Source organism: Nocardioides sp. (genome assembly GCF_029937575.1).
In the GTDB taxonomy this organism is placed as follows: Bacteria; Actinomycetota; Actinomycetes; order Propionibacteriales; family Nocardioidaceae; genus Nocardioides.
Window position 1 is genome coordinate 85013 of the sequence record NZ_JAPYPS010000005.1, and the last position, 18350, is coordinate 103362.

Here is an 18350-nt window from a genome sequence, read left to right on the forward strand (position 1 = left end):
TGGCGGCCGCCGGTGCGGCTCCGCCCCGGTCTCCCCGGCGAGAGGACCCCCACGTGACGGCGGACCCGCGGCCTTCCGGTGCGCCACGTCCGGCGCGCGACGTACCCGTGCCCGAGGGCTTCGACATGGGCGAGCACCTCTCCGGACTCGGAGCTGTGCTCGCCGGCCCGGCCAACGTGATCATGCAGCTCAGCTGGCCCGGCGTCGGGTATGGCGTGATGAACAGTCGCGTGCACGACGGGTCGGCGATGCTGCACCCGGTCAAGCGAGCCCGGACGACGTTCGGCTACATCGCCGTGGCGATGCTCGGCACCGACGAGGAGCGCACGGCCTTCCGTCGAGCGGTCAACGGCCAGCACGCGCAGGTCGTCTCCGGGCCCGACGAAGCGGTCGAGTACCGCGCGATGGACCCTCGGCTCCAGACCTGGGTCGCCGCCTGCCTCTACTACGGCACCCGCGACATCCTGGCCCGGCTCCACGGCCCGATGGACGAGGCCACCGCCGATGCCCTCTACGCGCACTGTGCCCGTTTCGGCACCACCCTGCAGATGCCCGCCGAGGCCTGGCCGGAGACGCGCGCGGCGTTCGACGCCTACTGGGAGGCGTCGTTGGCCGAGGTGAGCATCGACCCGCCGGTGGCCGACTACCTCATGCGCCTGACCACCCTGCAGAACCTCCCGCGACCGGCGCGCTGGGCGGGGTCGTTCAACGTCTTCGTCACCACCGGCTTCCTGCCGCCCCTGTTCCGTGAGCAGCTGGGCCTCCCCTGGAGCCCGGCCCAGCAGCGCCGCTTCGATCGGTTGGTGCGACGCCTCGGACGAGTGGAGCGTGCCTGCCCCCCGAGGGCCCGGACCCTCCCCTTCACGCTGCTGCTGGCCGACCTGCGACGCCGCATCCGCCGCGGCAAACCCCTCGTCTGACCCGCACTGCTGAAAGAGGACTACCCCGATGGACTTCGACCTGCCCGACACCGCACTGGCCGTCCGCGACGGCGTCGCCGCGGTCGCGGCGAAGTACGACCACGCCTACTGGTCGCGCTGCGAGGACGAGCACGCCTTCCCGATCGAGGCGTGGCGCGACCTCGCCGCGGGTGGGTGGATCGGACTCACCGTCCCCGAGGAGTACGGCGGGGGAGGCGCCGGCATGCTCGAGCTCGCCGTGGCCTGCGAGACCCTGGCCGCGTCCGGTGGGACGGCGGGAGTGTTCCTCTACATCCTCACGCCCGGCTTCGGAGCGATGACCCTGGCCCGCCACGGGACCGAGGAGCAGAAGCGGTCGATCCTGCCGGGCGTCGCCACCGGCGACACCCAGTTCGCGCTCGGGCTCACCGAGCCCGACGCCGGCTCGAACGCCCTCGCCATCCGGACCAGCTCCCGGCGCGACGGAGACGAGCTGGTCATCAGGGGGCAGAAGATCTGGATCTCCGGTCTGGAGAACGCCGACTGGATGATCGTCGTCACGCGCAGCACCTCCGAGGCCGACGCCAAGGAGCAGGGACGACGCACCCACGGCTTCACGCTGGCACTGGTCGATGTGAAGGAGGCTGTGGCGCAGGGCACGCTCACCTACACGCCGATCCCCAAGATGGGCTCCAACACGGTCACCTCGAGCCAGGTATTCCTCGACGACGTGCGGGTGCCGGTCACCCGCGTCATCGGCGACATCGACGGCGGCTTCCCGGTCCTGTGGGACGTGCTCAACCCGGAGCGGATCCTCGCCGCCGCCGGCGGCGTCGGGGGAGCCGAGGCGGCACTGGCCGTGGCCGCCGACTACGCCCGCGAGCGGGAGGTCTTCGGTCGCCCGATCGGCTCCAACCAGGCCATCCAGTTCCCGCTGGCCCAGCTGAAGGCCAAGACCGAGCTGGCACGTCTGATGACCTACAAGGCGGCCTGGCTCTTCGACCAGGGCCGACCGTGCGGCAACGAGACCAACGTCGCCAAGCTGACCGCCGCCCAGGTGGCGTGGGAGAGCGCCAACCAGGCCTTCCAGACCTTCGGGGGCATGGCCTACTCCAAGGAGTACCCCGTCGAGCGGCTCTTCCGCGATGCCCGGATCGGCAAGAACATCCCGGTCGCCGAGGAGCTGATCCTGGCCCACATCGGCACCCAGATGCTCGGCCTGCCGCGCAGCTACTGACAGCTGTCGGCGCCCGGCCCCTGGCCGTCCACCGTGCCCTCGTGCCGGCCCGACTGCAGTCGGTTGTACGCGAAGGCAAGGACCTCACGGCGCGACACGTCGGGAAACACCCCCGGCGGCTTCGAGGCCACGACCGAGGTGCGTACCCATGTGGAGATTGGGTACCGAATCCTTCCACGACCGAACGGAGGGATGACTCATGTCCGCAGGCGCGCGATCAGAAGTCTCGACGGCGGCTGCCACCACGCCTCGGAGCCTGACAACCCCGGGAATCGTGTTGGGCGTCGGCCTGGGCGGGTTCGTCGATGGGATCCTGCTGCATCAGTTGCTGCAGTGGCACCACATGCTGACCTCGACCGACAGCGACAACATCGGCATCCGCTACTACCCCGACACCACGGTGCACGGTCTGGAGATCAACACGGTGTGGGACGGCGTGTTCCACACCTTCACCTGGGTCATGGTGCTGCTCGGTCTCGCGCTGCTGTACTCGCGCGTCCAGCAGTCGCGAGGACGGGTCTGGACGTCTCGAGCACTGTGGGGCTGGGTCCTCGTCGGATGGGGAGTCTTCAACCTGGTCGAAGGAGTCGTCGACCATCACATCCTCGGCATTCACCACGTGCGCAGCGGCGACAACCAAATCTCGTGGGACCTGGGGTTCCTCGCTCTCGGGGCGTTGCTCGTGATGGGTGGCTGGCTGCTGCAGCGTGGCGCCACCTTCAAGGACACGGCGTCGGCTTCGGTGGGCTCGAGCCGCACCCGCTCGTGAGGGGCGTTGAGCTGTATTGATCTCCGCGACGTCTGGCCTTGACCTCACGCACGGCGGCCACCAGGCCGACTCCGCGATGTGGACCGTCCTGGCGAGCTTCCTCAGCGGTTGGTTGCCGCTGCTGGCCGTGTCCGGTGTGGCTGTCGTCTATCTGCGACTGGCCGTCAAGGAGCGAGGCCGCCGTGGATGGCCGATGTCTCGGGTGATCATGTTCCTGATGGGGTCGGCCCTGCTCATCGTGGCGTTGGGACCGGGTCTCGACGACTACGCTGACGTCAACTTCGGTGGCCACATGGCGCAGCACCTGCTGCTGGCCATGATTGCTCCACTGATGCTGGTGCTCGCTGCGCCGGTCACGCTCCTGCTGCGCCAGCTACCGCACCGCCAGGCACGCCGACTGGGACGACTGCTGCACACGCGGACAGCTCGCGTGCTCTCACATCCCGTCGTCGGGCTGGTGCTGACCAGTGGCGGCCTGATCGTGCTCTACTTCACCCCGCTGTACACGCTCAGCGCCCGCAACGACGTCGTGCACGTCGCTGTCCACCTCCACATCGTCGCCTCGGGACTGTTGTTCACCTGGGCGATCGCGGGGCCAGACCCGGCGCCGGATCGCGCGTCGGTGCGGCTCAGATTGGTGGTGCTCGGGGTGTCGATCGCGATCCACTCGGTGGTCGCACAGCTGATCTTCGCCGGTCTGCTGGTCCAGGTGCGCGAGCCGATCACCGAGATGCAGGCGGCAGGAAGCCTCATGTACTTCGGAGGTGACATCGCCGAGCTGCTGCTCGCCGTCGCCCTCCTGGTGACCTGGCGACCAGCGCGACCGGCGTCCCGCCCGACTGCTAGCACAGCACAGCCACCGACCGGCGGGGTCCTCCAACCAACGGCCGCGGCACCCCGAGCCAGCGCTGCCGACTAGCCGCACCTCCAGCAGTGCACCGGTTGGGAGGCGTTCGTCAGCTTGCCAGCAGAGTGCTCCAGGGCCGGCGCGTCGAGTGACGATCGGTGCATCGACGCCAGCCCAGCTCAGCGCCAGCCGAGCGCCGGAGCGATGTCGCGCACGATCGTCTTGAGCACGTGCGCGCAGTAGTCGACGCCCAACTGGTTGGGGATCGTGAGCAGCAGCGTGTCCGCGGCGGCGATCGCCTCGTCCTCGGCGAGCTCGGCGATCAGCTGCTCCGGCTCGGCGGCGTACGTCTTGCCGAAGCGGGCCTTGCCGCCGTCGATCATCCCGACCTGGTCGCTGCTCCCTCCCTGAGCGCCGAAGTAGGCGCGATCGAGGTCGCTGACGATCGGGAAGATGCTGCGGCTGACCGAGGTGCGTGGCTTGCGCGCGTGTCCGGCGTCGACCCACGCCTTGTGGAAGAGCTCGATCTGCTCGGCCTGCAGCTGGTGGAAGGGCACGCCGGTGTCCTCGGTCAGCAGCGTGGAGCTCATCAGGTTCATCCCCTGCCGGGCGGTCCACTCGGCGGTGGCGCGGGTGCCGGCGCCCCACCAGATCCGGTCGCGCAGACCGGGCGAGTGCGGCTCGACGCGCAGCAGCCCGGGCGGGTTGGGGAACATCGGCCGGGGGTTGGGCTCGGCGAAGCCCTCGCCCTCCAGCACCTTCAGGAAGGTCGCGGTGTGCTCACGGGCGAGGTCGGCATGGTCCTGTCCCTCTCGCGGCGTGTGACCGAAGTAGCGGTAGCCGTCGATCACCTGCTCCGGTGATCCCCGGCTGATCCCGAGCTGGAGCCGCTCGCCGGAGATCAGGTCGGCCGAGCCGGCGTCCTCGGCCATGTAGAGCGGGTTCTCGTAGCGCATGTCGATCACGCCGGTCCCGATCTCGATCCGGCTGGTGCGCGCGCCCACCGCGGCGAGCAGCGGGAACGGCGAGGCGAGCTGGTTGGCGAAGTGGTGCACGCGGAAGTAGGCGCCGTCCGCGCCGACCTCCTCGGCCGCGACGGCGAGGTCGATCGACTGCAGCAGCACGTCGGAGGCCGAGCGGGTCCCCGACTGCGGGTGGTCGGTCCAGTGGCCGAAGGACAGGAAGCCGATCTTCTTCATGGTGGTCCCAACGCTAGTTGAAGTTTGGATCTTCCCGGGATCCTCGGACATCGTGCCGGAGGTCATCCGGTTGGCTGTAAGGTAAGGCTTACCTAGACGCGACCGGAGGAACCAATGCCCGTCATCACCACGCCGTACGCCGCCGTCCAGGCGCGCGAGGTGCTGGTCGACGCCCGCCACGCCGCGGTGCGCACGGGCAGCGCGAGCTGCGGCTCCACGCGGTCGGTCGTCGACCTCCACGACGCCGGCGACGGGCTCCCGCGCCTGGTGGTCGACGCGACCTCGACTGCGGTCCCGGGCCTCGCGGCCTGCCGGGTGGCGGCCGTGACGGTCGTCGATTCGCGGTCGCGCCTGCGGGTGCGGATCGTGGCGTCCTACCGGATGGGCCGCCCGGACGAGACCGGACGCCGTCACTACGACCCCACCATCCTCTCGGTGCGCCTCGACGGCCCCGAGGGCACGGTCACGGTGCCGGTCGACGAGTTCCTCCGGGCCGAGACCGACCCCCGACGCGTGCGACGTCGCGAGGTTGTCGCCCACCTCGAGCGGGAGCACCGCGAGGACCTGCTCGCGCTCGCGCGAGCCGGCTGCGACAGCGTCGAGCTCGTGCAGCTGACGCTGGAGGGGGAGGCCGAGGTGGTGGCCCACACCCTGGGGAGCGAAGGGGCCGGTTGGTTCCCGATCGACCTCACCGACGGCCCGGGCGTCGCCGGAGCCCTGATGCTGGCCGCCGTCTGCCGATGCGACTTCGTCGGTGTGACCGCCGTCGCTGACGGTCGCTGAGGCGAGCCTTTCCTTTCTGGAATCCTTCCAGAAAAGGTGTCACGGTGGGTCCATGACCACGACACAGAACTCCGCTGAGACCCACGTCGCCCACCCGCCGTTCCGTGCGTCCGAGACGCTCGGCGCCCACCTGCAGCAGCTGCTGGTCGACCTGACCGACCTGCACCTCCAGGGCAAGCAGGCCCACTGGAACGTCGTCGGCAAGAACTTCCGCGACCTGCACCTGCAGCTCGACGAGGTGGTCGACGACGCCCGCAACTTCGGCGACGACATCGCCGAGCGGATGCGCGCGCTGTACGTCGTACCCGACGCCCGCGCCGCGACCATCGCCGAGCAGACCAGCCTCGCCGCCTTCCCCGCGACCGAGGTCGACACCGCCGACACGGTCGACCTGATCACGGCCGCCATCTATGCCGTGGCCGGCACCGCGCGCCGGATCCACGACGACGTCGACGCCGAGGACCCGACCACCGCCGACATCCTGCACGGCATCCTCGAGCGCCTCGAGCAGCTCGCCTGGATGATCGACTCCGAGAACCGGGTCGCCAACAGCTCCAAGCCGGCCTCGATCACGGTCTGAGGCCGGCTCACGGCGCCTGGTTCGGCACGACCCAGGTGCCGACGTACGGCGGCTCGGCCCACGCTCGCACGCCGAGCCTGTGCTCGGCGTCGAGCACGTCCAGCGACCCCACCGTCTCGAGGCTGCCGGCGCCGGCCTTCACCAGTGCCTCCTTGCGCACCCAGAGCGTGGTGAAGGCCAACGCGGGGTCGGCCTCAGCCCGCACCCAGGACGCCTCCCGCTCCGTCAGGACGGCGCTCGGCACCGGACCTCGGTGCACCGACTCGACGTCGATCCCGCACGACGACCGAGCGGCGATCGCCGCCACGCACCCGCGGGTGTGGCTGAGGCTCACGTGCACCTCCGGGTGGCCGACGATCGTGGGTCGGCCGTGGCCCACCCGGCCGCACGTCGCGCAGCTCTGAGCGACCACGAGGCCGTGCCCCGCCACCCCCAGCAGCTCCCCAGCGCACTCACGCACGAGCAGGTGCGCCGCCGTGAACGACGCCCGGTCCTCGGCCGACCGCAACCGCGCGCGGCGGGTCAGCTCGACGGCCGTGAGCCCTGCCTCGGCGTCGGTGGCGCCGACTCGTTCGAACCGGACGACGGCGTCGCTCACGACGGCCGGGCCACGAGCGTGCCCGCCACCGGTGCATCTGTCACGAGCAGCTCCGCCAGCACCGAGCCGACCTCGTCGACGGCCGGCCGTCGCACCAGGTCGCCGTGCGTGGCGTCGACGCGGACGGTCCGCACCTCGCCGCCGACATACGGCGTCCATCCCGCCGGGTCGAGCCATGTCTCGGCCCGTGGCGCCCCGGCGACCAGGACGGTGAGGTCCCCGGGAAGCACGCGGTGCTGCGACGTCCGCACCAGACGTGCGGCCTCCACGACGGCGGCCACGCACCCGGCCAGCACGCGCTCGGGGAGTCGTCCTACGGCGCTGCCGCTCGTGCGGAGCAGCTCGACGGCCGTGTCGCGGTCCAAGCGCACGCCGGCCGGTGCCTCGATCCCACCCAGTCGAAGCACCCCGACCAGCGCCTCGGCCTCGGTCGGCTCGGCCAGGTGGCGCCACTGGTCGGAGGGGTAGGCGTCGAGCAGGACCACGGCCCCGACAGGCTGGCCCTCGTCGCGAGCACGGGCCGCGACCGCGTGGGCGGCCATGCCGCCCAGCGACCAGCCGGCCACGTGGAACCTCGCCCGACCGACGAGGTCGCGGATCGTCGCGAGCTGTCGGGCGGCCAGTGCCCCGAGGTCGGCCACGACCTCGGGTCGGCCCTCGGTCAGTCCCGGTGCCTGGACGACGTGGACACCCTGCGTCCGGGGCAGGGAGCGCAGCAGACCGGCGTAGCACCAGCCGAGTCCGCCCGCGGGCGGCAGCAGGATGAGCGGGGGGACGTCGGGAGACCCCCCGCGCAGGGTGAGCAGCTCTCCGGTGTCGGTGTCGGTGCCGGGCTCGGCGTCAGGAGCGTCGGCCCGGGAGTCGTCGGCCACGAGCGAGGCGAGCCCGGAGGGCGTCGGCGCCGCGAACACGTCGGCCAGGCTCAGGACGGCGCCCAGGTCCTGCTCGAGAATACCGAGCAGCCGCAGCACCCGCAGCGAGTCGCCGCCGAGCTCGAAGAAGTCGTCGTCCGGTCCGACGACCGCCACCTGCAGCACCTCGGCCACGATGCCACAGACACGTTGCTCCAGGAGTCCTCGTGGGCCGTCGCCGCCATCGGTCTCGACGACCGGGGGTGCGATGGCCGCGAGTCGTGCGCGGTCGGTCTTGCCCGACGTGCCGAGCGGGATCTCCGGTACGGCGACCCACAGCTGCGGGACGAGTCCCGAAGGCAGCGCGGCCCGCGCGGCCTCGCGCAGCGACGCCTCGGCCTTCGCCGCATCGACCCCGTCCCCGGCGACGAACCAGGCGACGAGCCGGTCGGCGACGACGCCCGCGGCGACCGCCGTCACCCCGTCGGCGCCCACGGCCGCGGCCTCGACCTCGCCGAGCTCGACGCGTTGCCCGCGCACCTTCACCTGGTCGTCGGTCCGGCCCAGGTAGAGCAGAGCTCCGTCGGGGCGCCAGGAAGCGAGGTCCCCGGTGCGATAGATCCGCCGGCCCTCGCGGAACGGGTCGGGTCGGAACCGCTCGGCGGTGAGGTCCGGCCGGCCGACGTACCCCTGGGCGAGCTGGACGCCGCCCAGCCACAGCTCGCCCCGGACACCCGGCGGCACCGGGGCGAGGTGCTCGTCGAGCACGTAGCAGACCGTGTTCCACACCGGCCGCCCGATCGGGACCACCGCGTCGTCGCGCGCACAGTCCCAGACGGTGACGTCGACCGCGGCCTCGGTGGGGCCGTACAGGTTGGTGGGCGGCACGCCGAACCACGTCGCGCACCCGGCGACGAGGTCGGGCGTCAGCGCCTCGCCGCTGGTCACGACGTGGCGCACCCGACCGGCGCTGACGTGCTCGCGGGAGCGGGGGTCGGCCAGGAACGCCCGCAGCATCGACGGCACGAAGTGCAGCGTCGTGACGTCGTGGCGCACGACGAGGTCGGCGATCCGGCGGGGGTCCCGATGCGCGCCGGGCTCGGCGATCACGACCGTCGCACCGACCTGGAGCGGCCAGTACAGCTCCCACACCGACACGTCGAAGGAGATCGGTGTCTTGTGCAGGACGCGCTCGCCGACGGCCAGGGGGAGGTGGTGCTGCATCCAGGCGAGCCGGTTGTCGATCGCCCGGTGGCTGACCGGCACGCCCTTGGGGCGACCCGTCGAGCCGGACGTGAAGAGCAGGTAGGCGGGGGCGTCGACGTCCGGGGCCCCGGGACGCCGTACGACGTCCTGCCCGTGCGGGCGGGCCAGCCACGCGGCGTCGATCACGTCCTGGGCGCCGGCGTCGTCCACCATCGCCTCCACCCGAGCAGCAGGGAGGTCGGGGTCGAGGGGCAGGTAGACCGCGTCCAGCAGCGCGATCGCATGCACCGCCGCGTAGAGGTCGAAGCTGCGGGGGAGGGCGACCCCGACGACGTCGCCGGCACCGACGCCGTCGCCGGCCAGCAGGGCGGCGACCCGCTCCGCCCTCTCGAGCAGGTCGGAGTAGGTGCACCTCGCCCCACCCATCACCAGTGCGGTGGCATCAGGGGTGAGCGCGACCTGCGCCCGGAAGCGCTCGCCGAGAGTCGCGCTCACGCGCTCGACGTGGGTGTCGTTGAAGTCGCGCAGGACCAGGTCGCGCTCCTGCGGGGTGGGCAGCGCGAGGTCCGCCACCGCGGCCCCGGGCTCCGCGGCGGCGAACGTCTCGAGCCACCGGACCAGGCGCTCCAGGTGCCGCTCGACCTCGTCGACGTCGTACAGGTGGGGGTTGGCGTCGACCTCGAGCCGGACCGTACGACGGCGCCCCGGCGCTCCGCGCAGGCAGACCGTCAGGTCCTCGACCGGTCCGGCCGCCAGGTTCCGGACCAGTGCGGGGGCCGACCCGAAGGCGAGCTCCAGGTCGAAGGGCACGAGGTTGACCTGGACGCCGAACAGCTGGGCCCCGGCCGAGCGGCTGCGCAGCCGGCGGGCGAGCTCCTCCTGGCGCACGTACGGATGGGCCCGGTTCGCCTGCTGCTCGGTCGACACGGCGCGCAAGGCCTCGCCGACGTCGCCCCTCGCCGGCACGGTGGCGGGCAGCACGTTCATCGCCGAGCACACCGTGCGGGCGCTCGGCAGGGTGCCGACCCCTGGTTGCACCCGGTTCATCAGCGGGAGCCCGATCCGCGCCTGCGGCAGCGACGCGACGCGCGCGACGTACGCCCCGACGGCGGTGACGACGAGGTCTGGCCAGGCGACGCCGAGTCGACGGGCACCGGTGGTGAGCGCGAGCTGCTGCTCGGCAGTGAGGGTCAGGTGCCGCCTGGTCGCGGCGGGGGCGGGATCGGCGCTCCGACCGCTCGGTGAGGCGGTCCCGTGCATGGTGGCCAGGCGGGCCTCCCAGGCACGCTCCGCAGCCCCCTCGTCGGTCGCCGCGCAGTCCTGGCTCGCGACCAGGTCGGCCAACGGCACCAGCCGGCGCGGTGCGGCAGGGGCGTCGTACAGCTCGGCCACGCGGCGCAGCAGCTGCTGGGCGCCGTAGCCGTCGAGCACGACGTGGTGCGCCGCGTGGTACCACCAGGATCCGCCGTCGTGCAGGCGCAGCAGGGCGGAGCGCGTCACCTCCCCGGCGAGCAGGTCCATGGGTCGGGCCAGGTCGGCGCGCATCCACGCCTCCGCCTCGGCCGTCGAGGCCACGTCGAGCACGACCAGCACGCGGTCGTCCGGACGACGGGCGACGACTCGCTGCTGAGGCCCCTCGGGCGCGAGCCGGTAGGTCGTGCGCAGCTGCTCGAACTCGTCGTACGCCGTCGCGAGCGCCGCCCGGAGGCGTGCCGGGTCCACGGGGCCGGTGACCTCGACGACCTCGGCCGTCGTGTAGCAGGGGTTGTCCGGGGCCAGCTGGTGGGCGAAGAAGAGGCCGCGCTGCGCGGCGGTGAGGGGCAGCCAGGTGGGCATGGGCGGCGAGGTCGCGCGCTCAGCCCGCGCTGAGCGCGGCGGCACCCAGGGAGGAGCCCTGCGCGCGGAGGAAGTCGACCGAGGCGTCCCGGGTGAAGACCCCGAAGTCGATGTCGGCGCCGGCCTCGGCCAGCACGTCGAGGAGCTCGAAGGCCTGCAGCGAGTTGAGCCCCAGCTCGAAGAGGTCGGCGCTCGGCTCGGCGAAGGCGACCTCGACGATCTCGGGGTCCAGCACGGCGCCGAGGGCGCCGCGGACCTCGGCGTCCCAGCCGTCGCCGGTGGTCCCGCCGGTGGTCGCGCCGGTGGTCGCGCCCGTGGTCGCGCCGGAGGGGGCGACGGGGGAGAAGCAGGCGACGACGGCGTCGGTCAGCGTCACTGCGCCGCAGCACGCGGCGACCTGCTCGAGGGCCCGCACGTGCTGGTCGCGCCCGAAGTCGGCGACCGCGTCGGCGACGACCCACGGGTGCACCTCACGCTGGAAGGCGTCGAAGGCGGTGGCGGTGATGCCGATGTGGGCGTAGACCCCGGTGATCACGAGCTGGTCGCGGCCGTGCTCGGCCAGGACCTGGTCGAGGTCGCTCTTGGCGAACGCGCTGTAGCGCCGCTTGGTGAGGATCGTGTCGCCGGCCCGGGGCGCGACCTCGGGCGTGATCTCGACGTGCTCGGTGCGCGTCGACATCCCCGGACCCCACAGGTCGCCCTGCAGGCCGCGGTCGGAGTGGTCGCCGTCCTGGGCGGTGTAGATCACCGGTACGCCGGCGGCTCGCGCCGCGTCGAGGAGCCGAGCGGTGGCAGCGAGGGCCTCGGTCAAGGCCGAGCACCCGGGTGCGTAGGGGCGCAGGAAGTAGCGCTGGAGGTCGTGGACGAGCACGGCCGCGCGCTCGGACCGCAGCACCCAGTCGGCGCGGTTGGTCGGCAGGGTCGCCGACGGCGGGACGGGCGCGGCGTAGTCGATGAGGTCGGGCAGGGGCATCGCGGTCTCCAGGGGTCCGAGGGTCAGCCGATCGGCTGGGCTGGGCTGGGCAGGGCAGGGCTGGGGTGGTCAGGTGGTCGGGGGGTGCGTGTGCAGGTGCGTGGCCAGCAGCGCGCGCAGCTCGCGGCGGCTGTTCTTGCCGACGTGGGTGCGCGGGAACTCGTCGAGGAAGACGAAGCGGTCGGGGATCTTGTACGTCGCCAGCCCGGCCGAGCGCAGGTGGTCGGCCAGGTCGGTGGGCGCCGGGCGCCCGGGCTCGGTGCGCAGCACGACGCAGACCTGCTCACCGAGGAACGGGTCGGGCAGTCCGACGGCGACCGCGTCGAGCAGGTCGGGGTGGGTGAGCAGGTGCCCCTCGATCTCGTCGGTCGCGATCTTCTCGCCGGCCCGGTTGATCTGGTCCTTGTCACGACCGGTCACCTGGAGGTGCCCGGACGGGAGCCGCCGCACGAGGTCGCCGGTCCGGTAGAAGCCGTCCTCGGTGAAGGCGGTCGCGTTGATCGAGCTGATCGCGGCTGGGCCGTAGTAGCCGCGGATCGTGTAGGGGCCGCGGGTGAGCAGGGAACCTTCCTCACCCTCGGCGACCGGTTCGTCGTCGGCGTCGACGATGCGGAGCTCGTCGTCGGGGCTGATCGGGCTTCCCTGGGTGGTGTGGACGAGGTCGTCGGGGTCCTCGGCGCGGGTGTAGCTGACCAACCCCTCGGCCATCCCGAAGACCTGTTGCAGGCGCGCGCCCAGCACCGGCCGCACCTCCTGGGCCGTCACGTCGTTCAGGCGAGCACCGCCGACCTGGACCGAGCGAAGACTGGTCAGGTCGGGGCGCCGACGCCGGGCAGAGGAGATCCAGGCCTGAGCCAGCGGCGGCACCAGGGCAACGGTGGTGACCTGCTCGGCGGCGATCAGGGCGAAGGCCGTGCGGGGGCTCGCCTCGCGGGCCAGGACGATCCGTCCGCCCCGGTCCAGGACGCTGAGGATGCCCGGTGAGCTCATCGGGAAGTTGTGGGAGACCGGGAGCACGACCAGCATCACGGTCGACGCGTCGACCTCGCAGATGTCGGCCGAGGCGCGCACCGAGTAGAGGTAGTCGGCCGCTGTGCGGGGGATCAGCTTGGCGGTGCCGCTGGTGCCACCGGAGAGCTGCAGGAACGCGACGTCCTCGGCGCCGAGCGGCGCGGGTGGGACCGCGGGGATGGCGGTGTCGGCGGTGGCCGCCTCGTCCCAGGAGGCCACGTCGATCAGCGCCGGGGGCCGGACGCCGTACGGCGCCAGCACGTCGGCGACCCGCGTGTGGAGGTCCTGCAGGTCGACCTCGCCCGAGCATCCGACGAGGGCGGCGGCGTCGCTGACCGCGCAGAACTGGCCGAGCTCGGCCTCCCGGTGCGTGGCGAGCGCGAAGACCGGCAGCGCGCCCATCCGGAAGGCGCCCAGCACCACGGCGACGAACTCGACGATGTTGGGCAGGGCGACCACGACCCGGTCACCGGGGGCGACCCCGACGGCGCACAGGCGACCCGCGGCCCGCTCGGCCCGGTCCGCGAGGTCGGCATAGGTCCAGCGCGCCTGCTCGCCGTGGGCATCCTCTCCCACGACGGCGAGCCGCTCGGCGTACCGGGTGGTCCGCTCGGTGACGAAGTCGGCGAAGGTCTCCTCGGTCCAGTAGCCGAGCGACCGGTAGCGGGCGCGGGCCTCTTCGGGCCAGGTGGGCACGGCGGCGAGCGGGGACCTCACGACGGCACCCCTGTGCTCGCGGCCATCCCGTCGGCCATCCCGTCGCCCATCCCGTCGACCTGGTCGAGGCCGATGGCGCGCGCCATCGTGGCCAGCTTGGCGCCGGTCTCCCGGACCTCCGCGTCGGGATCGGACCCGGCCACGATGCCGGCCCCGGCGAAGAGCGTGAGCGTGTCCCGGTCGAGGACGCCGGCGCGGATGGCGACGGCGATCTCGCCGTCCCCGTCGGCGCCGACCCAGCCCACGGCCCCGGCGAGCGGACCACGGAGGTCACCCTCCAGGTCGTCGATCGTCGCCAGTGCGGCCTCGGTGGGGACGCCGCCGACGGCTGGGGTGGGGTGCAGCAGCCGGGCGAGGTGGAGCGCCGATGTCCGGTCCGGGTCGGCCAGGCGGCCGCGGATCGGGGTGGCGAGGTGCCACAGGGTGTCGGTCGAGGTCAGGTGCGGCTCCGCAGCGGCCTCGACCTCGGTGCACACGGCGCCCAGGGCCTCGACGATGCCGTCGACGACGAAGGCGTGCTCGGCGAGGTCCTTCGCTGACTCCTGCAGCGCGGCGGCACGCCGCTGGTCCTCCGCCGGGTCGCTCGAGCGGGGCACCGAGCCCGCCAGCGGGGTGCTGGAGACGACATCGCCGGTCCGGCGCACCAACAGCTCGGGACTCGCGCCCACCAACCAGGCGCCGGCGCGCGCTGCCCCCAGCGGCATCCCGAACACGTAGCGGCCGGGCCGCTCGGCCAGGAGACGGGCGAGCACCTCGGCGGGCGTCAGCGCCGGGCTGCTGACCACCTCGAGGCAGCGCCCGAGGACCACCTTGTGGAGCCCTCCCGAGCCCAGCCGGACGAGTGCGGCGCGCACCTGGTCGGCGTACGCCGTCTCGCTGGGGTGTGCGGTGACCCGGTGGCGGGCCGTGGGTGCTCGTCGGGCTTCGTGCGGCGCGGTGTCCGTGGGGAGCGGCGCCGGTGTCACGAGGTGGGCGACGGCTGCTCCTCGGGGGTCGAAGGAGAGTGAGAGGAGCGCACGCTCACTCGGCCGAAGGAGCCGGACCACGTCATCGGCCCAGCGCGGGTCCGCGGACTCGCTCGCGATCGTGATCCGCGGGGAGGACCCGACGAAGGGCGCGCTGCCGGTGAAGACGAGGGGGAAGCGGGCGGCCGTGGTCGGGTGGGACGACGTCGCGGCCGGACGCAGCGACGGGCTCGGGGCGGTGCCGGAGACCGCGTCGGACATCGTGGTCACAGCGACGCACCGCCGTCCACGTAGATCTGCTGCAGCGTGACGTGCCGGGCGTCGGGGGAGATCAGGAAGCACGCCATCGCGGCGACGTCGTCGGGATCGGCGATCCTTCCGAGCGGGATGCCCACCCGGTACGCCGCCGGGTCGCCGCCGACGGCGAGGGTCGCACCGGCGTCGGGGTCGGGCCAGAGCGCACGCTGCATGGCGGTGTCGGTCGAGCCGGGCTCGACGACGTTGCACCGGATGCCTCGCTCCGCCAGCTCGAGCCCGGCGCAGCGCGCCAGGGCGGACGTGGCGGCCTTCGACGCGGCGTAGGCGAGCATCCCGGTGCGCGGCACGCGGGCGGCGTTGGAGCTGACCACGACGATGGCCCCGCCGTCACGCAGCCGGGTCGCGCCGGCCTGCAGGCAGTGCAGCGCTCCGGTGCTGTTGGTGGCCAGCTGCCGGTCCCAGTCGGCGGTGGTGGTGTCCTGCAGTCCGCCCGGCAGCAGGATCCCCGCAGCACACACGAGCCCGTCCAGGGGACCCAGGGCGTCGACGACGGTGGCGAAGGCCGCGTCGACCTCGGCCCGCGACGCCACGTCCGCCGGGGCCTGGACGACGCCGGAGGCTCCGGCCTCCCGCGCGTGCTCGGCGGTCAGGGTGAGCCCCGCGACGTCGCGGTCCAGCAGTCCGACCGCGGCGCCGCCCCGAGCCAGTCGCAGGGCCGTGGCCCGTCCGATGCCCGAGGCTGCGCCGCTCACGAGAACGGCGCCGACCGAGGTCGCGCCGAGGTGCGCAGTAAACATGTGATGATACTAAGGCAAGGCTTACTTATCTTGCTACCGCGTCCGCCGTGCAGCGACCGGGCTTCCCCTCCGCACGGCGAAGGCCCCGCCCCGGCGAGATGCCGGGGCGGGGCCTGTCGTGGAGCGGGAAGCTGCTGTCGAGCTACTTCACGCGCTTGGCCTTCGAGACGACCTTGGCCTTCTGGTAGCCGGGCTTCTTCGCGACGACCTTCACCGCGACCTTCGAGCCACGCAGCGACCTCGTGAGCTTCAGCTTGGCCGCCTTCTCGCCCCTGATCTTCGCGCCGTCGGCGAGCCAGGTGTAGCGGACCTTGGTGCCCTTGGTCCACTTCCCGGTCTTGGCGCGCACGGTGCGGCCGACCTTGGCCTTGCCGCCGACCTTGGCCTTGCCGGCCTTGATCGTGCCGCGGGCGACCTTCGCGGTCGGTGACGACGAGGCCTCGGCGGGGCTGGAGCCCTCGACGGTGCCGACGACGCTGACGGCCAGGCGCTTGCCCGCGTCCGCCGCGGTCACCGTGTAGGCAGCCTTGGTGGCGCCGCTGATGTCCTGGCCGTTGCGGGTCCACTGATAGGTGAAGGTCGTGCCCGCGGCCCAGTCCTCGGTCGTGGCGCGCAGGCGCTGACCGACCTTCGCGGTCCCCGAGATGCGCAGGGTGCCGGCGGTGGCCTCGGACTTCGGCGTCAGCTTGACCACCGTGTTGTTGGCGTCCTTGTTGACCGAGTAGACCGACCCGAGACCGTCCTCGACAACGTGGTTGGCCCGCACGTGCGGGAGGTTGGCGACCAGCTGGCCGTCGGGGTCGAGCACGGTGACCGTGCTGCCGCCGAAGTTGGACACGTAGGCGAGGCGGTTGACCTCGTCGAAGGCGACATTGAGGGCCTGGGCGCCGGTCGGGACGTCGGCCACGGTCTCACCCGTGGTGGCGTCGGCGATCAGCACGTTGTCGAGGTTCTGGCTGGAGACCCAGAGGCGGTCGGTGTCGGCGTCGTAGGCGATGCCGGAGCCGCGGCTGACGAGGTCCTCGTCGAGCTCGATGAAGCGGGGCTCGAGGGTGGTGGTGTCGATGGCGACGGCGCGCGGCGTGGTCAGGCTGACCGAGTAGACCTGTCCGGAGGCCTCGTCGAGCTCGAGGCTCATCGGGGAGAACTCCGTGCGCGGGCCCAGCTCGATGGTGTCGGTCTGGACGAGCTCCTCGGCGGTGTCGCCGGTGCTGAAGACGCCGATGGTGCCGTCGCCGCTGGAGCCCTCGCTGGCCGAGGTCACGAACGCCTGGTCGTTGGCCTCGTCGATGACGACGTCGCGGGTGTGGCTCAGGATGCCGGCCGGGAACTGCTTGATCAGCGACAGGTCGTCCTGGGAGTAGACAGCGATCGTGTTCTGCCGGGTGTTGGTCACCCACACGGTGCCGTGCTCGTCGTCCACGCCGACGCCGTAGACGGCGAACAGGGCGCCGTCGGTGCTGTGGTCGGGGTCGGCCGGCGGCGCGACGCTGGTCTCGACCTCGAGGGTGTCGGGGTCGAGCTTGTAGAGGCGCGACGGCGTGACGAAGGAGGCCGTGGTGGCGAAGAGCGCGTCGGAGGACCCGCCGTACGCCGACTGATAGAGGCCCTGCTCGATCGCACCGGTCGCGGTCTCGACGCGGGCGAAGTCGTCCTCACCGACGACCTGGGAGCTGGGGGAGACCTTGGCGGACGCCTTGAACGTCCCGGCGAACGGCAGGCTGCGGGTGATCAGGAAGCTCTTGGTCCCGATCGTCTGGTCGGCGGGGACGTGCACCGTGCCGGTGGCGACACCGGTCTCGTCGGCGGTGAAGGGGGCGGTGGCGATCTCGATCTCGTCGCCCGTCGCCTCGGTGTCCGGGTCGATCGCGACCGAGGTGAAGGTGCTGCCCTCGGGGACGTTGGAGATCGTCGCGGTGCCGTCGCTGTCGACGGCCAGGCCGCTGAGGGAGATGGCCGGCTGGACGGCGACCTGGGCGGCGGCCGGCGTCGCAGGCGCCGAGGAGCGCTCGAGGACGAGCTGGTACTCGCCGGCGCGCAGCTCGCCGATGGCGAAGGAGAGGCTGCCCTCGAGGCCCCCGGTCTCGTCAGCGGTGATGGTGGCCCCGTCGGTCCACTCGAAGGCGGTGCCGTCGGAGCGCTCGACGGAGACCGACTCGCCGGCGGTGAAGCCGGAGCCGGTCACCTCGATCGTGACGCCGGAGCGACGACCGGTCGTGGTCGTCGCGACCGCCTCGACCGTCGGGGCCGTCGCGGCCTCGGGGTCGATCTCGAAGTCGTCGCTGAAGGCGGAGACGGCCGGGTTGCTGCCGAGCACCCGGAGCCAGTGGTCGTTTCCGGCGTTGGTGTTGACGTCCGGGTCGTCGATGTCGGCCGGGATCTCGAGGCTGCCCGAGACCGTGCCGTCGGCCTGGACCTGCACGGCGGCGATCGAGTCGGCCAGGTCGGGGTTGTTCGCCGAACCGGTGTAGTTGCGGTCGTCGATCTTCAGGAAGACCTTCTGGAACGCGCCGGCTCCGCTGTCGGTGAAGCCCTCACCGGCGAAGAACAGCTCCTGGCCGGTGCTGGTGACGCTCGACGAGGTCAGGTAGATCTCGCCGTCGCCCACCTCGGGCGGGTCGGTGGGTCCGGGGCCGGCCACGGCCGGCGCGGCGACGGCGCTCAGCGCCACGGCGCCGGCCACTGTGCCGGCGAAGGCGCCGGCGAGCCGGGACACGCGGGCCCGGCGATGGTTGATGCTCACGATGGTGTGCTCCTGGGAGACGGGTCCGAAGACTGCTTGGGTTGGTTAGGCAAACCTAATATAGATCAGATGTATTGGGGA

General features: G+C 72.4%; 14 protein-coding genes. 6 read left to right on the forward strand and 8 right to left on the reverse strand.

Translation table 11 applies throughout. The annotated features are described in order from the left end of the window. Positions 1-53: 53 nt before the first annotated feature. The 4 genes from Q1K33_RS03345 (at position 54) to Q1K33_RS03360 (ending at position 3824) form a co-directional block, all read left to right on the forward strand. Positions 54-920: an oxygenase MpaB family protein gene (locus tag Q1K33_RS03345; RefSeq protein ID WP_300400582.1), complete on the forward strand. Its 867-nt coding sequence runs from the start codon at positions 54-56 to the stop codon at positions 918-920. A 28-nt stretch (positions 921-948) separates the two neighbouring features. Beyond that, positions 949-2136, forward strand: a complete 1188-nt coding sequence (locus Q1K33_RS03350; protein ID WP_300400584.1) for an acyl-CoA dehydrogenase family protein — start codon at positions 949-951, stop codon at positions 2134-2136. A gap of 274 nt (positions 2137-2410) precedes the next feature. Beyond that, the gene (locus tag Q1K33_RS03355) at positions 2411-2905 is read left to right on the forward strand and encodes a DUF2243 domain-containing protein (protein ID WP_300400587.1); all 495 of its coding nucleotides are present in this window, start codon (positions 2411-2413) and stop codon (positions 2903-2905) included. Positions 2906-2981: 76 nt separating this feature from the next. After that, complete coding sequence (locus Q1K33_RS03360; protein ID WP_300400590.1) at positions 2982-3824, forward strand: cytochrome c oxidase assembly protein; 843 nt, start codon at positions 2982-2984, stop codon at positions 3822-3824. 107 nt (positions 3825-3931) lie between these two features. Here Q1K33_RS03360 and Q1K33_RS03365 read toward each other — a convergent pair whose 3' ends face one another. After that, the gene (locus tag Q1K33_RS03365) at positions 3932-4951 is read right to left on the reverse strand and encodes an LLM class flavin-dependent oxidoreductase (RefSeq protein ID WP_300400592.1); all 1020 of its coding nucleotides are present in this window, start codon (positions 4949-4951) and stop codon (positions 3932-3934) included. Between the two features lie 114 nt (positions 4952-5065). Between Q1K33_RS03365 and Q1K33_RS03370 the strand changes: the two genes are divergently transcribed. Both Q1K33_RS03370 and Q1K33_RS03375 read left to right on the forward strand, forming a co-directional pair. Then, positions 5066-5734: a hypothetical protein gene (locus Q1K33_RS03370; protein ID WP_300400594.1), complete on the forward strand. Its 669-nt coding sequence runs from the start codon at positions 5066-5068 to the stop codon at positions 5732-5734. A 52-nt stretch (positions 5735-5786) separates the two neighbouring features. Beyond that, positions 5787-6314, forward strand: coding sequence for a DNA starvation/stationary phase protection protein (locus tag Q1K33_RS03375; protein ID WP_300400596.1), 528 nt, complete (start codon positions 5787-5789; stop codon positions 6312-6314). A 7-nt stretch (positions 6315-6321) separates the two neighbouring features. On the opposite strand, the gene Q1K33_RS03380 is transcribed toward Q1K33_RS03375, so the two are convergent. From Q1K33_RS03380 to Q1K33_RS03410, 7 genes are all read right to left on the reverse strand, one after another. Further along, positions 6322-6912 carry a 4'-phosphopantetheinyl transferase superfamily protein gene (locus tag Q1K33_RS03380; RefSeq protein ID WP_300400598.1) on the reverse strand — a complete coding sequence of 197 codons (591 nt, stop codon included), beginning with the start codon at positions 6910-6912 and terminating at the stop codon, positions 6322-6324. Next, positions 6909-10805, reverse strand: coding sequence for an amino acid adenylation domain-containing protein (locus Q1K33_RS03385; protein ID WP_300400600.1), 3897 nt, complete (start codon positions 10803-10805; stop codon positions 6909-6911). Before Q1K33_RS03385 ends, Q1K33_RS03380 begins: the two co-directional genes overlap by 4 nt. A 19-nt stretch (positions 10806-10824) precedes the next feature. Beyond that, positions 10825-11778 carry an isochorismatase family protein gene (locus Q1K33_RS03390; protein ID WP_300400602.1) on the reverse strand — a complete coding sequence of 318 codons (954 nt, stop codon included), beginning with the start codon at positions 11776-11778 and terminating at the stop codon, positions 10825-10827. Positions 11779-11847: 69 nt separating this feature from the next. Continuing rightward, entirely contained in the window at positions 11848-13506 is a 1659-nt protein-coding gene (locus Q1K33_RS03395; RefSeq protein WP_300400603.1) for an AMP-binding protein, read from the reverse strand. Beyond that, positions 13503-14732 (reverse strand): isochorismate synthase, encoded by a 1230-nt coding sequence (locus Q1K33_RS03400; protein WP_300400658.1) that lies wholly within the window; start codon positions 14730-14732, stop codon positions 13503-13505. Before Q1K33_RS03400 ends, Q1K33_RS03395 begins: the two co-directional genes overlap by 4 nt. A 5-nt stretch (positions 14733-14737) precedes the next feature. Then, entirely contained in the window at positions 14738-15526 is a 789-nt protein-coding gene (locus Q1K33_RS03405; RefSeq protein WP_300400604.1) for an SDR family oxidoreductase, read from the reverse strand. 142 nt (positions 15527-15668) lie between these two features. Continuing rightward, positions 15669-18269 (reverse strand): hypothetical protein, encoded by a 2601-nt coding sequence (locus tag Q1K33_RS03410; RefSeq protein ID WP_300400605.1) that lies wholly within the window; start codon positions 18267-18269, stop codon positions 15669-15671. Positions 18270-18350 lie beyond the last annotated feature (81 nt).

What these genes read in the sequence shown, in the direction of transcription:
- Q1K33_RS03350 (WP_300400584.1), top strand. Translation starts at nt 949, where the DNA reads ATGGACTTCGACCTGCCCGACACCGCACTGGCCGTCCGCGACGGCGTC.
- Q1K33_RS03360 (WP_300400590.1), top strand. Translation starts at nt 2,982, where the DNA reads ATGTGGACCGTCCTGGCGAGCTTCCTCAGCGGTTGGTTGCCGCTGCTG.
- Q1K33_RS03365 (WP_300400592.1), bottom strand. Translation starts at nt 4,951, where the DNA reads ATGAAGAAGATCGGCTTCCTGTCCTTCGGCCACTGGACCGACCACCCG.
- Q1K33_RS03370 (WP_300400594.1), top strand. Translation starts at nt 5,066, where the DNA reads ATGCCCGTCATCACCACGCCGTACGCCGCCGTCCAGGCGCGCGAGGTG.
- Q1K33_RS03375 (WP_300400596.1), top strand. Translation starts at nt 5,787, where the DNA reads ATGACCACGACACAGAACTCCGCTGAGACCCACGTCGCCCACCCGCCG.
- Q1K33_RS03385 (WP_300400600.1), bottom strand. Translation starts at nt 10,805, where the DNA reads ATGCCCACCTGGCTGCCCCTCACCGCCGCGCAGCGCGGCCTCTTCTTC.
- Q1K33_RS03390 (WP_300400602.1), bottom strand. Translation starts at nt 11,778, where the DNA reads ATGCCCCTGCCCGACCTCATCGACTACGCCGCGCCCGTCCCGCCGTCG.
- Q1K33_RS03400 (WP_300400658.1), bottom strand. Translation starts at nt 14,732, where the DNA reads ATGTCCGACGCGGTCTCCGGCACCGCCCCGAGCCCGTCGCTGCGTCCG.
- Q1K33_RS03405 (WP_300400604.1), bottom strand. Translation starts at nt 15,526, where the DNA reads ATGTTTACTGCGCACCTCGGCGCGACCTCGGTCGGCGCCGTTCTCGTG.